This window comes from Rhodococcus sp. NPDC060086 (genome assembly GCF_042730275.1).
Lineage (GTDB): Bacteria > Actinomycetota > Actinomycetes > Mycobacteriales > Mycobacteriaceae > Rhodococcus.
Genome location: NZ_JBHWWZ010000001.1, coordinates 164365 through 178244, shown reverse-complemented (window position 1 = coordinate 178244; position 13880 = coordinate 164365). Strand labels below are relative to the sequence as shown.

Annotated in this window: 13 protein-coding genes; 11 read left to right on the top strand and 2 right to left on the bottom strand. The window is 65.3% G+C overall.

Going from position 1 to position 13880, the window contains the following annotated elements:
- Positions 1-48: 48 nt before the first annotated feature.
- Positions 49-1413 (top strand): FAD-binding oxidoreductase, encoded by a 1365-nt coding sequence (locus ACFWB0_RS00885; RefSeq protein WP_378488518.1) that lies wholly within the window; start codon positions 49-51, stop codon positions 1411-1413.
- An 8-nt stretch (positions 1414-1421) separates the two neighbouring features.
- On the opposite strand, the gene ACFWB0_RS00880 is transcribed toward ACFWB0_RS00885, so the two are convergent.
- Positions 1422-2201 (bottom strand): 3'-5' exonuclease, encoded by a 780-nt coding sequence (locus tag ACFWB0_RS00880; RefSeq protein WP_378488517.1) that lies wholly within the window; start codon positions 2199-2201, stop codon positions 1422-1424.
- Between the two features lie 106 nt (positions 2202-2307).
- A complete protein-coding gene (locus ACFWB0_RS00875; protein ID WP_378488516.1) occupies positions 2308-2928 on the bottom strand; it encodes a hypothetical protein in 621 nt (206 codons plus the stop codon).
- A 189-nt stretch (positions 2929-3117) separates the two neighbouring features.
- Here ACFWB0_RS00875 and ACFWB0_RS00870 point away from each other — a divergent pair, with 189 nt between their 5' ends.
- The 10 genes from ACFWB0_RS00870 to ACFWB0_RS00825 all read left to right on the top strand — a co-directional run bounded on the left by ACFWB0_RS00870 (position 3118) and on the right by ACFWB0_RS00825 (position 13866).
- Positions 3118-4182: an ATP-dependent DNA ligase gene (locus tag ACFWB0_RS00870; protein ID WP_378488515.1), complete on the top strand. Its 1065-nt coding sequence runs from the start codon at positions 3118-3120 to the stop codon at positions 4180-4182.
- Between the two features lie 62 nt (positions 4183-4244).
- Positions 4245-5258 (top strand): DNA polymerase domain-containing protein, encoded by a 1014-nt coding sequence (locus ACFWB0_RS00865; protein WP_378488681.1) that lies wholly within the window; start codon positions 4245-4247, stop codon positions 5256-5258.
- 99 nt (positions 5259-5357) lie between these two features.
- On the top strand, positions 5358-5879 hold the full coding sequence (locus tag ACFWB0_RS00860) for a DUF6764 family protein (protein WP_378488514.1): 522 nt from the start codon (positions 5358-5360) through the stop codon (positions 5877-5879).
- A 217-nt stretch (positions 5880-6096) separates the two neighbouring features.
- A complete protein-coding gene (locus ACFWB0_RS00855; RefSeq protein ID WP_378488680.1) occupies positions 6097-7248 on the top strand; it encodes a serine hydrolase domain-containing protein in 1152 nt (383 codons plus the stop codon).
- Positions 7249-7394: 146 nt separating this feature from the next.
- A complete protein-coding gene (locus tag ACFWB0_RS00850) occupies positions 7395-7619 on the top strand; it encodes a dodecin (protein WP_054712891.1) in 225 nt (74 codons plus the stop codon).
- A 122-nt stretch (positions 7620-7741) separates the two neighbouring features.
- Complete coding sequence (locus ACFWB0_RS00845; protein WP_378488513.1) at positions 7742-9421, top strand: FAD-dependent oxidoreductase; 1680 nt, start codon at positions 7742-7744, stop codon at positions 9419-9421.
- Between the two features lie 203 nt (positions 9422-9624).
- Entirely contained in the window at positions 9625-10542 is a 918-nt protein-coding gene (locus tag ACFWB0_RS00840; protein ID WP_378488512.1) for an Ig-like domain-containing protein, read from the top strand.
- A 147-nt stretch (positions 10543-10689) separates the two neighbouring features.
- Complete coding sequence (locus ACFWB0_RS00835) at positions 10690-11616, top strand: carbohydrate ABC transporter permease (RefSeq protein WP_378488511.1); 927 nt, start codon at positions 10690-10692, stop codon at positions 11614-11616.
- Positions 11613-12506 carry a carbohydrate ABC transporter permease gene (locus ACFWB0_RS00830; protein WP_378488510.1) on the top strand — a complete coding sequence of 298 codons (894 nt, stop codon included), beginning with the start codon at positions 11613-11615 and terminating at the stop codon, positions 12504-12506. Before ACFWB0_RS00835 ends, ACFWB0_RS00830 begins: the two co-directional genes overlap by 4 nt.
- Before the next feature lie 31 nt (positions 12507-12537).
- Positions 12538-13866 (top strand): ABC transporter substrate-binding protein, encoded by a 1329-nt coding sequence (locus ACFWB0_RS00825; protein ID WP_378488679.1) that lies wholly within the window; start codon positions 12538-12540, stop codon positions 13864-13866.
- Positions 13867-13880 lie beyond the last annotated feature (14 nt).

The following is a 13880-nucleotide window of genomic DNA, read 5'->3' as shown; positions in this document are numbered from 1 at the left end:
ACCCGGTGCGCTCTTGACTGTCTAGTGTACTTGTCTGACAATTTGTCGATGGTTGATTCTGCGAGCATCGAAGATCTGAGTGCCACCCTTGGTGACGCGCTCGTCACCGACCCGGATCGGATGACGGCGTATCGACGCGACCAGTCGCTCCTGACCGAAGCGGGCATGCCGCTCGCCCTCGTGCGGGCCCGCGACACCGACGACGTGGTTTCCACCCTGCGGTGGGCCCACCGACACGGGGTTCCGGTGGTGACCCGTGGCGCGGGAACCGGCCTGGCAGGAGCGGCGAATGCGCTCGACGGATGCATCGTGCTCAGCGTCGAGAAACTGAACTCGATCCTCCACATCGATGTCGCAGCGCGGACCGCGACGGTGCAACCCGGTGTGATCAACGCAGACCTGGCGACCGCGGTCGCCGCGCAGGGACTCTGGTACGTACCCGATCCCGGAAGCCGTGCCATCTCGACCATCGGCGGCAACCTCGCCACCAACGCCGGTGGAACCTGCTGCGCAAAGTACGGTGTCACCGCCGATCACGTCGCCCGGATCAAAGCAGTGCTCGCCGACGGACGCATCATCCACACCGGAGCGGTGACCAGGAAGAACGTGGCCGGCCTGAACCTGACTCAGCTGCTCGTCGGGTCGGAGGGGACTCTCGCGGTCATCGTCGAGGCGACCATGCGGTTGAGGGCGGCGCCGACGGCCGCGTCGACGGTTGTCGCGGCGTTCCCGTCGACGGGGCAGGCCATCGAGGCAGTGCTCGCGATCCGAGACCGCGCCGAACCGTGCCTGGTCGAATTGATGGATCGCACCACCATCGCCGCGGTCAACGCGATGACCCACATGGGCCTCGACGAATCTGCCGGGGCTCTGCTGCTCGTCCAATGTGACGGCAGCGACGCCGCTGCCGCCGCCCAGGCATGCGCCGGCGCGTGCACCGAGACCGGGGCAACCGAGGTATACGACACCGACGACCCGAGCGAAGGCGAAGAATTCATGCAGGCCCGCCGGGTCGCGCTGACCGCACTCGAACGGCAGGGCAGTACCTTGCTCGACGACCTGGCAGTCCCCATTCCGCGACTGCCCGAGATGTTGTCGGCGATCGAACGAATCGCCGCGACGCACCGCCTTGTCATCGGCACGTTCGGTCACGCCGCCGACGGCAATCTGCACCCCACCATCGTGTTCGACGCCGCCGATGTCGACCAGACGACACGGGCCCGGCAGGCGTTCGACGACATGGTGGCGGAATGCCTGGCACTGGGCGGATCGATCAGCGGCGAACACGGCATCGGCGTCCTCAAGGAGCCCTACCTCGAGGAGATGGTGGGTTCGGTGGAACGCGAATTGATGAGCAAGGTGAAGGCCGCATTCGATCCGACCTCGATCCTCAATCCCGGGCGCGGAATCTAGCCGGTCCGCTACCGACGAAAGCGCTGCAAGAATTCGCGAAACCGCCGCCGGAGCCGTGCTGTCCACGGCTCGGCGACCGTACTCGCGGGACGTTCGAGAACGTCGACGCCGCCCGCACCGCGCAGCGGCCAACTGCCGTCGACGTCGGTGGTGTCGCGACCGAGGCCCTCGAGATACTCGGCGAAGTTTCGTTGCCGCTCGGCATGCCACGCGGCCTGATCGGCCATGATGTCGAGTTCGGCGAGCTGCGGGAAGCGGACGACGAGTGCACGGACCAGATTGCCCGCGGCGAGCGCATCCGACTCGGCTTCGTGCGCGCACGCCAGGATCACGCCGTACGCCTCGCACACCGCGCCGAGGGTGCGCTTACCCGGCCGCGTGCGATCCATCTCGCGATCGATGACATACGGATCGGCGACCAACCCGAACTCGAGCGGAGGAAATCCGAGCCGCTTCCCTTCGGCGTCCATCACCGTCAGGTCATAACTCGCGTTGAACGCGACGACGATGTGCCCGCGTGCCCACGCATCGAGCAGCGCCTGCCGAATCTCGAGGTATCCGGCGTGATAGTTCATGCCGTCGGCCCGGGCCTGCTCGTCGGTGATGCCGTGGATGGCGGTGGTCTCGGCCGGAATGGGGATACCGGGGTCGAGCAGCCACGTGCGCGAGTCGATGTGCTCGCCGTCGAACGTCGCGACACACGCGCTGACGATGCGGGCTGCCCTCGGGTCGCGATCGGTCGTTTCGAGATCGAACGCGCAGAGGGGTCGGTCGGGCCAAGGCGTCATGCGCAGTCCCCTATCCGTTCGGTGGGCGTGGTCGGCGGTTCATTCGGCATTGTGTCTGCCGGCACCGACACATCCCGTCGCGGCCGGTCGAGACTGTCCGGAAGCGTCAGAACGAGTCGGCGCACACGACCATCTCGCGCTCCTCGTAGACGAACCCGCTGTCGGAGATCGAGCACTCGTTGACGTCGGTGGTGCCTTCGAGAATTTCCGTGACCATCTCGCCCTCGATGGCAGTGTCCGAGCAGTCGATTCGCTTCGGGTCCTCGCCACCGAGATCCATGCAGTCGTCGACCTGCCAGTCGATGTCGAGGCACAACGCACCGAGTTCGTTGCCGCGGATGGACTCGAAGTACTGCTGGTCGGAGATGCACTCCGAGCTGCCCGTCACGACGTCGACGACCAGGTAGTTGGAGTCGAAGCTGCCACAGGTCGCTTCCTCGATCGTCGCGTCGTCGACCGTGCCGCCGAGCAGGACGCAGTCGCCGACCTCGACGTCGACCTCCAGGTCGAGACCGGACGCCGACGGGCTGCCGGAGGTCGTCGACGGTGCCGAGGTGGTGGTGCGCGACGTGCTGGGCGACGTCGTCGACGATTCCGTTGTCGAGGTCGCCGAGGAGCCGGCCTCGGGCACGGCCCGGAATTCGACGTCGCTGGAACACCCGGCGATCAACGACACTGCGGCAACGGCTGCGACAACAATGCCGGCCGCACTGCGAAAGGTGATCATGGCTGCTGAGAGTACGGAACGAAAGGATCCTGTTCGCGTCAAGGTTGCCGATCAAGGGTTCTACCTCGTGTGATGCCTTCGATATGATCGGCATCACCTGCATTTTCGTCTCCTGTGAAAAGGGAGAACGGTGAGGACGATCGGTCGCAACGGGCGCGCGCAGGGAATTCGGATGCAACGATGAGGGTCATGGATCTGCCTGTCGTTCCACCGATAGCGCCCATGCTCGCGAAGGCCGCATCGACAGTGCCGGAGCAACCGGAATCCGGTGCGGCACAGTGGTCGTACGAGCCGAAGTGGGACGGATTCCGCGCCATAGTGTTTCGTGACGGAGACGAGGTCGTGTTCGCGTCGCGCGGCGGCAAGGACCTCGCCCGGTATTTCCCGGAACTCGTCGACCGGGTGCGGGTCGAACTTCCCGAGCGCTGTGCGGTGGACGGCGAGATCGTCGTACCGCGTGAACGCGGCGGACGTACCCGGCTCGACTGGCAGGCGCTGTCCGAGCGGATCCATCCGGCGGCGAGTCGTGTCGCGATGCTCGCGGAAGAAACTCCCTCACAGTTCATCGGGTTCGATGTGCTGGCGCTCGGCGAGGACAACCTCATGGAGGAGCCGTTCGCCGAGCGACGCGCGCGACTACAACAGGCCGTCGGCGGCGGTCCGAGTTGCCATGTGACCGCTGCGACCACCGATCCAGCGACCGCCATGCGGTGGTTCGAAGAGTTCGAGGGCGCAGGCCTCGACGGTGTGGTCGCGAAACGGCTCGACGGGATCTACCGCCCGGACAAGCGCGACATGATCAAGCTCAAACATGCCCGGACCGCCGACTGCGTGCTCATCGGCTACCGCAAGCACAAGAGCATCGACGGGGTCGGCTCACTGTTGCTGGGGCTCTACCACGGCGACGAACTCGCGATGGTCGGCGGCGCATCCGCATTCACCACGGTCAGACGCCAGGAGTTGCTCGCCGAACTGCAACCGTTGCGTGTGGGCGACGACGTGGTCGCCGATGGGGAACAGACGAGGTGGCGTTCGGCGGCAGACCGAAGCTGGGTCCCGCTGCGTCCGGAATGGGTACTCGAAGTTGCGTACGACCAGATGGAGGGAGCCCCCGAGACGGCGATGCGGTTCCGTCACGCGGCCAGGTTCCTCCGCTGGCGACCCGACCGCGACCCGCTGAGCTGTACCTACGACCAACTCGAGGTGCCGGTGCGCTACGACCTCGCCGATGTACTCGACCGGACGGAGAACTGACGGTGGCGACAGCGAAACGATCACCCGCAGAAGAACTCGACGTCGACGGTGTGCCCGTGCGGATGTCGAACCCCGACAAGATCTACTTCCCCAGGCTCGGGACGGAGGGCGGCACCAAACGTCACCTCGTCGAGTACTACCGGACGCTCACGACGTCGTCGGGTGCGCCACTGCTCGATGCGCTCCGAGACCGGCCCACTCACCTCCAGCGCTTCCCCGACGGCATCGAGGGGGAGGAGATCTATCAGAAGCGCGCTCCTGCGAAACGTCCCGACCACGTAGCGACGTGTGAGATCACCTTCCCGTCCGGCCGCACGGCCGATGCGCTGCGCGTGCGGTCGGCGGCGGATGTGGTGTGGGCAGCGAATCTGGGGTGCGTGACGTTCCACCCGTGGGCAGTGCGCTGCGGCGACACGGACAGACCGGATGAACTCCGGATCGATCTCGACCCGCAGCCGGGGACGGATTTCGGTGACGCACGCGCGGTCGCGCTCGAGGTGGTCCGTCCGTTGCTCGACGAATTGGGTTTGACGGGTTTCCCGAAGACGTCGGGTGGTCGCGGTATCCACATCTACCTACGGATCGTGCCGGAATGGGATTTCGTCGGGGTGCGTCGTGCCGGGATCGCACTGATGCGGGAGGTGGAGCGACGCAGCGGTGACCGGGCGACGACCGCGTGGTGGAAAGAAGAGCGCGGCGAACGAATCTTCCTCGATTTCAACCAGAATGCGCGCGATAAAACCATCGCGTCGGCGTATTCGGTCCGACGTACTCCGATTGCGACGGTGTCGACGCCGCTGACATGGGACGAACTCGCCGACGCCGAGCCGGACGATTTCACGATCGCGACGGTGCCGGAGCTGCTGGCCCGGCGACCCGATCCGATGTCCGGGCTCGACGATGCCGCGCAGTCGCTCGATGTTCTGCTGGAGATGGCCGCGCGCGACGAGGCCGCGGGGCTCGGTGATCTGCCGTATCCACCGAACCACCCGAAGATGCCCGGCGAACCGAAGCGTGTGCAACCGAGTCGTGACCGGGATCTGAACAGTGGGTGGACCAGCGGAAACAAGACCTGACCGAGACCCGGTCGTTATCGCACGGAACAGCGCGTCGAGGCGAACTTCTTTAGACTCTCTCACGAGATGGATCGTCGTCAGCGTTGGAGGGCCGCAGTGGTGACCTGGGTGAAAATGTCAGGTCGGGTGTCGGCAGTCGGTGCGTTGATGGCTGCAGCACTCGGCGGAGCACTGCTGACCGCGGCACCGGCGCATTCGTTGACGTGTTCGGCGCCTCCCGGCGCGCCGGCGGAATCCGTCGAGATTCTCGGGTCCGAAGCATGCGGCGCGACCACCGAGGGTCCCGGAGGGGCATGGAGTTACGGGAGCGGCGGGGTGGGATTCGCCGATTCACGCGGTGACTCCCGAGTCGGTGCAGCCGGTCTCGACGGTGGTGTCGGAGCTGCCGAAAGTGCGGGGGGACTGCTTGCCGCCATCGGCGTGGGCGCCGGATCGCTCGCGCTCGGTGTGCTCGATCAGCCGGGCGTCGCGTTCGTCGCCACGGGTCCCGGCTCGCAGGCCTTCATCGGCGACGCCACCGATCCGGTCCTGTGCGAGGGCGAGACGGCACTGGCGGCGAACGTCACGACCGGCCAGGGCTGCTTCGTGTACGGATCCTTCAGGTACACGACGATGCCGTAGTCCGACGGATCTCGGCCAGCTGTGTGGGCCGGTGGCCACCGGAGTGCCGACAATCTGTATGTAAGGCCTTCCCGGACGCACGTCGACCCCGTACCGTGTCGGAAACATCCGAGTGCGTGTCGGAAACATCCGAGTGGAGGTGCCGATGAGCATCCAGACGATCGACCGGGAACAAGCTTCATGTGAGCGGGATGTCCGGGCCCTGCCACCGACCGCGATGCACGTCGACCCTCGGTTCCTGCCACTCGCCGACCGATTCTTCGCCCTCTACAAAGAGCCGCAGCACGGAGGCGGGGCGCTCACTGCATACCTGCACGGGGAGAAGGTCCTCGACATCTGGGCGGGTTGGGCCGGTCGCAACCGGCGCTGGGCCCGCGACACGATGTCACTGAGTTTCTCGACGGGGAAGGGTGTCGCGTCGACCGTCGTGCACAGGCTCGCCGAGCGCGGCCTGATCGACTACTTCGCCCCCGTCGCGCAGTACTGGCCGGAGTTCGCGGCGGGCGGCAAAAGCTCCATCACCGTTGCCGAGGTGATGACCCACAGCGCCGGGCTGCACCGGGTGCGCGGTCTCGTTCCCGGGACCCACGGAATCCTCGACTACGACCGGACGGTTGCCGCACTTGCTGCGGCCCGCCCCGACGAGCGTCGTCGCCGTGGGTCGGGTTACCACGCGGTGACGTACGGCTGGCTGGTCGCGGAGATCGCCGCGCGGGTCACGGGGAAGCCGTTCGTCGAGGTGGTCGAACAGGAGATCGCCGAGCCGCTCGGTATCGGCGACTTCTGGTACCGGGTTCCCGTCGGCGAACGACACCGCATCGCACCGCTGTTTCCCCGGATCAATCCGATGCGGATGAACTGGGCTCTGGGCGCATCGGTGCTGTCGCGGATCGGACCGACCCGGGGCCTCGCAGAGGCGGGAATGCCCGAGGGTTTCGACGAACTCGTCCGTGATCCCGCGGTGCACGATGCGGTCATGCCCGGCTGGAACGGGGTGTTCACCGCGCGGTCGCTCGCGCGGATGTACGGGGCGATCGCGGCCGGGGGCTCGCTCGACGGTCGGCGTTTCCTGAAGCCGGAGACGATTGCGGAGATGAACAAGGTGCGCCGTCGCAGCAACGACTACGTCCTCGGTGTCCCGATGGCGTGGCGACTCGGATATCACCAGCCGATATTCGCGAGCACCGAGCGCCCACGAGGCGCGCTCGGGCACTACGGAGTGGGTGGTTCGGGAGCGTTCGCCGACCTCGACTCGGGTCTGTCGCTCGCGTTCACCACCAACCGGCTCGGTGCCGGCGCGATCCCGCTCGGAGATCTCCGCCTGGCCCGACTCGGAGCGCAGGCACGAGACCTGGCCAGGAGGACGTGAGTTCCCGGCCGCGGGCTGCCGGCTTCGGGACTGCGGAGATTCCCGTTCCGGTACGAAGAGGAGGCGAGGCGGGCAGTATCCGGGGCAGGGCATTATCCGGGGCAGGGCATTCCATGCCTGTGCCGAGACGTATGAGGAGCGCCGCCATGAGTCATGTGTACCGAGTGATCGAGGTCGTGGGGTCGTCGACCGTCGGGGTCGACGACGCGATTGCCAAGGCTGTCGCGCGGGCCGGGGAGACGACGCGTCACCTGGAATGGTTCGAAGTGGTCAACACGCGAGGCCACATCGATGACGGGGCGGTCGCGCACACGCAAGTTACCCTCAAGATCGGATTCCGCATCGAGTCCGGCGACGAATTGTCCGAATAGCGCATTCTCGTTACCGGTAACGGCCTGGTACGATTTGGGCAATGTGATTCTCGACCAAATCTGTAACGTGTTATAGTCTGGGGTTTCGACGACCCCACCGGCACTCTCAGGCAGGTAGCGAAGTGGCTTATGTGATCACCCAGGCATGTTGCAACGACGTCTCGTGCGTCGAAGTCTGCCCGGTCAACTGCATACACCCGACACCGGACGAGGCGCCGTTCGCAACGACGGAGATGCTCTACATCGACCCGGAGACCTGCATCGACTGCGGGGCGTGTGTCGACGAATGCCCGGTCGACGCAATCTTCGCCGACAACGAGATCACTCCCGAGCAGGAGCCGTACCTCGAGATCAACGCCGCGTACTACGAGCGGTACCCGATCGGCCCCGACTGGCCCGAGCTGCGCAGCCGCAAGAAGATCCCCGCCGATCTCGGAACGCTGCGTGTCGCGATCGTCGGATCCGGTCCGGCCGCGTGCTACGCGGCGCAGGAACTCGTCTCGCACTCGAGCATCCGGGTCGACATGTTCGACCGTCTACCCACCCCCTACGGGCTGGTGCGGGCCGGTGTCGCGCCGGATCACCAGACCACCAAGGGTGTCGGCGACGTCTTCCGCAGCGCGATCGGTCACAAGAACACCCAGTGCTGGTTCAACGTCGAGGTCGGCACGCACATCACCCACGACGAGCTCCTCGCACACCACCACGCCGTGATCTACGCGGTCGGCGCATCGAGCGACCGTCATCTCGGCGTGCCCGGCGAGGACCTCGCGGGTTCCCACGCCGCCACAGAATTCGTCGCCTGGTACAACGGCCATCCCGACTACGCCGACCGGCAGTTCGACCTGTCCGGGGAGCGCGCCGTGATCATCGGCAACGGCAACGTCGCACTCGACGTCGCACGCGCACTGGTGATGAACCCCGACGATCTCGCCCGCACCGACATGGCCGAGCACGCAGTCGAAGCACTGCGGAGCTCGAACATCCGCGAGGTGGTCGTCGTCGGTCGTCGTGGCCCGGCACAGGCCGCGTACACCAATCCCGAATTGCTCGCCCTCGGGCAGCTCGACGGTATCGATGTCATCGTCGATCCGGCCGAGATCGAACTCGATGCGGCCAGCCAGGCACTCCTCGACGACCCCGACGTCGAACCGCGGATCGCCCTCAAGATGCGTCAGGTCGAGGGGTACGCGCAGAACGCCCCGAACCCCGGCAACAAGCGCATCGTGCTGCGGTACCTCGCGTCGCCGGTCGAGATCGCGGGCGAGGGCAGCGTCGAGTCGATCACCATCGAACGCAACGAACTCGTCGAAGCCGACGGCAGGCTGGAAGCCAGGCCCACCGGCGAGACCGAGACACTCACCACCGGCCTCGTACTCCGCTCGATCGGGTACCGCGGCACCGCCGTCGACGGACTCCCGTTCGACGAGAAGCGGGGGGTCATCCCGAACGAGGCGGGAAAGGTCGTGGATCTCGACACCGGCAACCCCGTCCCCGGTGTCTACACCGCGGGCTGGATCAAGCGCGGTCCGAGCGGTGTGATCGGCACCAACAAACAGTGCTCGGCAGAGACCGTCGCGCAACTCGTCGACGACTTCATCGCCGGTCGGCTCGCCGAACCTGTCGCGGATCGGGAGAAGCTCGACGCACTGATCGCCGAGCGTCGCCCAGAGTACGTCGACTACAAGGGATGGCAGGCCATCGACAAGCAGGAACGCGCCCGCGGCAAGGCAGCAGGCAGGCCGCGCCTGAAGTTCGTTTCGGTCGAGGAATTGCTTGCGGCATCACGGCCCGAGGCCTGATCGCGCACTGGCTCCACCCACGCTGAGCGAATGTATCGTTCGTCTCCTTCAATAGATCGAACGATACATTCGCTCAGCTCCCGAATTGCTCGATGTCGGGTCGGTGTGTGTAATGACGAGGTACGCCAGTGTCGCGGTCGGGGATGGAAAACGCGGCGCACCGTCGAATGATGGGTAATTTATCGATGTCTGTGAAGCAGTCCATGCCCAAGAGTCGTCACCGTGTCGCGCGCCGGGTCGGCCGCTTCGTCGCCGCTCTCACGGGTGCCGGCGCAGTCGCACTCGCAATGGCGGGCCCCGTGGCTGCCGCGCCGCTGTGGCCGGGCGGACCGGAGGCGCCGAGCGTCGAAGACCTGATCGAGGGTCTCGCACCGGCGGTCCCGGGCGCACCGCAGCTCCCGACCCCGCAGCAGGCGGCGCCGTTCTCGGACCCGTCTGTGAACCCGTCCTCCGGTGAAACGGTCGGCGTCGCGCAGCCCGTCATCATCCGGTTCAACGAGCCGGTCGGCGACCGCGCCGCCGCCGAACGCGCAATCAAGATCACCTCGACGCCGGCGGTCGGTGGCCACTTCTACTGGGCGTCGGATCAGCAGGTGCGGTGGAAGCCGTACGAGTTCTGGCCCGCACACACCACCGTCGACGTCCGGGCCGGCGGCTCGCACTCGTCGTTCACGATCGGCGACGCGCTCGTGACCGTGGCCGACGACAACACCAAGACGATCACCGTCACCCGCAACGGCGAGGTGGTCCGGACCATGCCGACCTCGTTCGGCAAGCCCGGCTACGAAACCCCGAACGGCACCTATATCGTCGGTGACAAGTTCCGCGAGATGTACATGGATTCGTCCACGTACGGCGTGCCCGTCGACGACCCCGAGGGCTACCGCACCTACGTCGAGTACGCCACGCGGATGTCCAACAGCGGCATCTTCATCCATGCCGCCCCGTGGTCCGAATGGGCGCAGGGAAACACGAACACAAGCCACGGCTGCCTCAATGTGAGCACCGCCGACGGCCAGTGGTTCTACGACAACGCCCGTAAGGGCGACCCGGTGATCGTGCAGAACACTGCGGGCGGTGTCCTCAACGGCTGGGACGGCCTCGGAGACTGGAACCTCTAGCGAGCGCTGCGCTTCCGCCCCCTACCTCAGTTGAGCGAATGTATCGTCCGATCGATCTACGGAGACGAACGATACATTCGCTCGAAAGGGTAGGGGGCGTCTTCTTGCCGTAACCGTCTGTTCGCCGGTGGCGTCCAGACTTCCCCGGTGCCACCGAGTCCGGAACGAACCCTGCCGCAGACGACCCGCGGTCTACGCGGCCGTCCGTGGACCGACTACGCGCTGTTCGCAGTGCTCGTCGGACCCAACCTTGCACTGTTGATCCTGTTCACCTATCGCCCCCTGGTGGACAACATCAGGCTCTCGTTCTTCGAATGGAACATCGCCAGTCCTGCCTCGAGGTTCATCGGCTTCGACAACTACCGAGAATGGTTCGGTAGGTCCGACACCTGGAAGATCGTGGGAAACACGATCGTCTTCACCGCGGCCGCCGTCATCGGCTCGATGGTGATCGGCCTCGGTCTCGCCCTGCTCCTCGACCGGAAACTTCTCGGGTGCAACCTCGTCCGCTCCGCACTGTTCGCGCCGTTCGTCATCTCCGGCGCCGCTATCGGAGTTGCCTTCCAGTTCGTCTTCGACCCGAATTTCGGTCTCGTCCAGGATGTTCTGGCCCGGGTCGGGATCGAATCGCCCAATTTCTACCAGGACCCGACCTGGGCGTTGGTGATGGTGACACTCACTTATCTGTGGAAGAACCTCGGCTACACCTTCGTGATCTATCTCGCCGCGCTGCAAGGTCTGCGTCCCGAACTGAGCGAGGCTGCGGCGATCGACGGGGCGTCGGGTTGGGCCACCTTCCGCAAGGTCATCCTCCCGCAGCTGCGTCCCACCACCTACTTCCTGTCGATCACGGTGCTGCTCAATTCGTTCCAGGTGTTCGACATCATCAACGTGATGACCCGCGGCGGCCCGCTCGGCACCGGCACCACCACGATGGTGTACCAGATCTACGACGAATCCTTCCGCAACTTCCGCGCGGGCTACGGGGCGACCGTCGCCACCATCATGTTCCTGGTGCTGCTCGCGGTGACCGTCTATCAGGTGCGCATCATGGACCGAGGAGACCAGAAGTGACCGCGCTCGCCGACCGCCCCGTCGTCCACGCCGAACTCGAAACGTTGCCGGCACGCACCTACGCGCGACGCGATCGTCTGGTGAAGATGCTCGGCTACGCGGCCATGCTGTGTGTCCTGATCGTCGTGGCGCTGCCCCTGTACTGGATCGTGGTGACCTCCTTCAAGGATCGCCCGGACATCTACACGATTCCGGTGACCTGGTGGCCGGCCGCATTCCATCCTCAGAACTACTCCGAGGCTGTCCGATCCGTCGATTTCGCGGCATTCTTCCGTAACTCGGTGATCATCACGTCGATCCTCGCGAGCGTGAAGTTCGTCCTCGGGGTACTCAGCGCGTACGGATTGGTGTTCCTGCGCTTCCCAGGTAAGAACATCGTGTTCCTCGGCATCATCGCTGCTCTCATGGTGCCCAACCAGATCACCGTCATCTCCAACTACGCGCTGGTCGCGGAATGGGGGTGGCGCAACACATTCCAAGGGATCATCGTTCCTCTTGCGGGTGTCGCATTCGGTACCTTCCTCATGCGCAATCATTTCCTGTCGATCCCGGCCGAGATCATCGAGGCCGCACGGATGGACGGCGCAGGTCCGTTCCGGTTGCTGTGGCGGGTCGTGCTGCCGGTGTCGGGTCCGACGATGGTGGCGTTCGCGATCATCACCGTGGTCAACGAGTGGAACGAGTACCTCTGGCCGTTCCTCATGGCAGACGACGCGTCCGTTGCGCCGCTGCCCATCGGACTGACGCTGCTTCAGAACAACGACGGCGTCACCAACTGGGGTCCGGTCATGGCGGGCACGTTGCTCGCGATGCTGCCGATCCTTGTGGTTTTCCTTCTCCTGCAACGACACATGATCAAGGGCCTCACCTCCGGTGCGGTCAAGGGCTGAACACTCAGGGAGCGAAGTAATGGGTATCGACATCAGGAATGTGAACAGGCGCGGTTTCCTTGGCCTGACCGGCCTTGTCGCGACGAGTGCAGCGCTGGCCGCGTGCGCGGGTACCGGGGGCGGTTCGGGAAGTTCCTCCGGCACATCGGGTGCGGCGGCGTCCGGTGACGCGACCACCATCAACTTCTGGTCCAACCACCCCGGCAAATCCATGGAGGTCGAGAAGGAACTGATCGGTCGCTTCCACGCGCAGAATCCCGACCTGACGGTCAACTTGGTCGACGGGGGCAAGAACTACGAGGAGGTGTCGCAGAAGTTCAACGCGGCACTGTCCGGTGGCGACCTGCCGGACGTCGTCGTCCTGTCCGACGTGTGGTGGTTCAACTACGCCATCACCGGCGCCATCGCACCGCTCGACGATCTGTTTTCGACTGTCGGCGTCGACACCGACGACTATGTAGACGCTCTCCTCGCCGATTACCTTTATGAGGGAAGTCATTTCGCTATTCCCTACGCTCGTTCGACGCCGCTGTTCTACTACAACAAGGACGTGTGGGCCCAGGCCGGGCTGCCCGACCGCGGCCCCGAGTCGTGGGCGGAGTTCGACGAGTGGGGACCGCGCATCCAGGAGGTCGTCGGCGGCGGCAAGTGGGCGCACGGGTGGGGCAATGCTGCGGACTACCTCGGCTGGACGTTCGAGGGCCCGATCTGGACTTTCGGCGGCGCCTACTCCGATGGTTGGGACCTGTTGTTCACGGATTCGAAGACGATCGAGGCCGGCACCTTCCTGAAGGACATGATCCACACCAAGAAGTACGCGTCCGTCTCGAACGACATCGCCAACGACTTCTCGGCCGGTCTCCTCGCGTCCACGATTGCGTCCACCGGCGACCTGTCTGGCATCACCAGCAACGCCGCCTTCGACTTCGGCACTGCATTCCTACCCGCACCCGAGGGGCCCGGATGCCCGACCGGTGGTGCGGGCCTGGCGATCCCGTCCGGTATCTCCGACGAGCGCAAGGCCAACGCGTTGAAGTTCGTCGACTTCGTCACCAACGGCGACAACACGGCGTACTTCTCGCAGACCACCGGATACATGCCGGTCCGTAAATCCGCGGTCGAGAACGCCGAGATGAAGAAGTATCTCGACGAGAACCCCAATGCGCGCACCGCTGTCGACCAGCTCGCGGTCACTCGTTCGCAGGACTACGCTCGGGTGTTCGTTCCCGGCGCAGACCAGGTCATCGGCACCGGACTCGAGAAGATCGCCCTCCAGAACGCCGATGTCGCTGCAACATTCGCGGAGGTTCAGGACCAGCTTCAGCAGATCATCGATCGCCAGATCGCTCCGAACCTGTAAGCGCACATTCACAG

Coding starts and splice junctions, on each gene's coding strand:
- ACFWB0_RS00885 (WP_378488518.1), top strand. CDS start 49: ATGGTTGATTCTGCGAGCATCGAAGATCTGAGTGCCACCCTTGGTGAC.
- ACFWB0_RS00880 (WP_378488517.1), bottom strand. CDS start 2,201: ATGACGCCTTGGCCCGACCGACCCCTCTGCGCGTTCGATCTCGAAACG.
- ACFWB0_RS00875 (WP_378488516.1), bottom strand. CDS start 2,928: ATGATCACCTTTCGCAGTGCGGCCGGCATTGTTGTCGCAGCCGTTGCC.
- ACFWB0_RS00870 (WP_378488515.1), top strand. CDS start 3,118: ATGGATCTGCCTGTCGTTCCACCGATAGCGCCCATGCTCGCGAAGGCC.
- ACFWB0_RS00865 (WP_378488681.1), top strand. CDS start 4,245: ATGTCGAACCCCGACAAGATCTACTTCCCCAGGCTCGGGACGGAGGGC.
- ACFWB0_RS00855 (WP_378488680.1), top strand. CDS start 6,097: ATGCACGTCGACCCTCGGTTCCTGCCACTCGCCGACCGATTCTTCGCC.
- ACFWB0_RS00850 (WP_054712891.1), top strand. CDS start 7,395: ATGAGTCATGTGTACCGAGTGATCGAGGTCGTGGGGTCGTCGACCGTC.
- ACFWB0_RS00840 (WP_378488512.1), top strand. CDS start 9,625: ATGCCCAAGAGTCGTCACCGTGTCGCGCGCCGGGTCGGCCGCTTCGTC.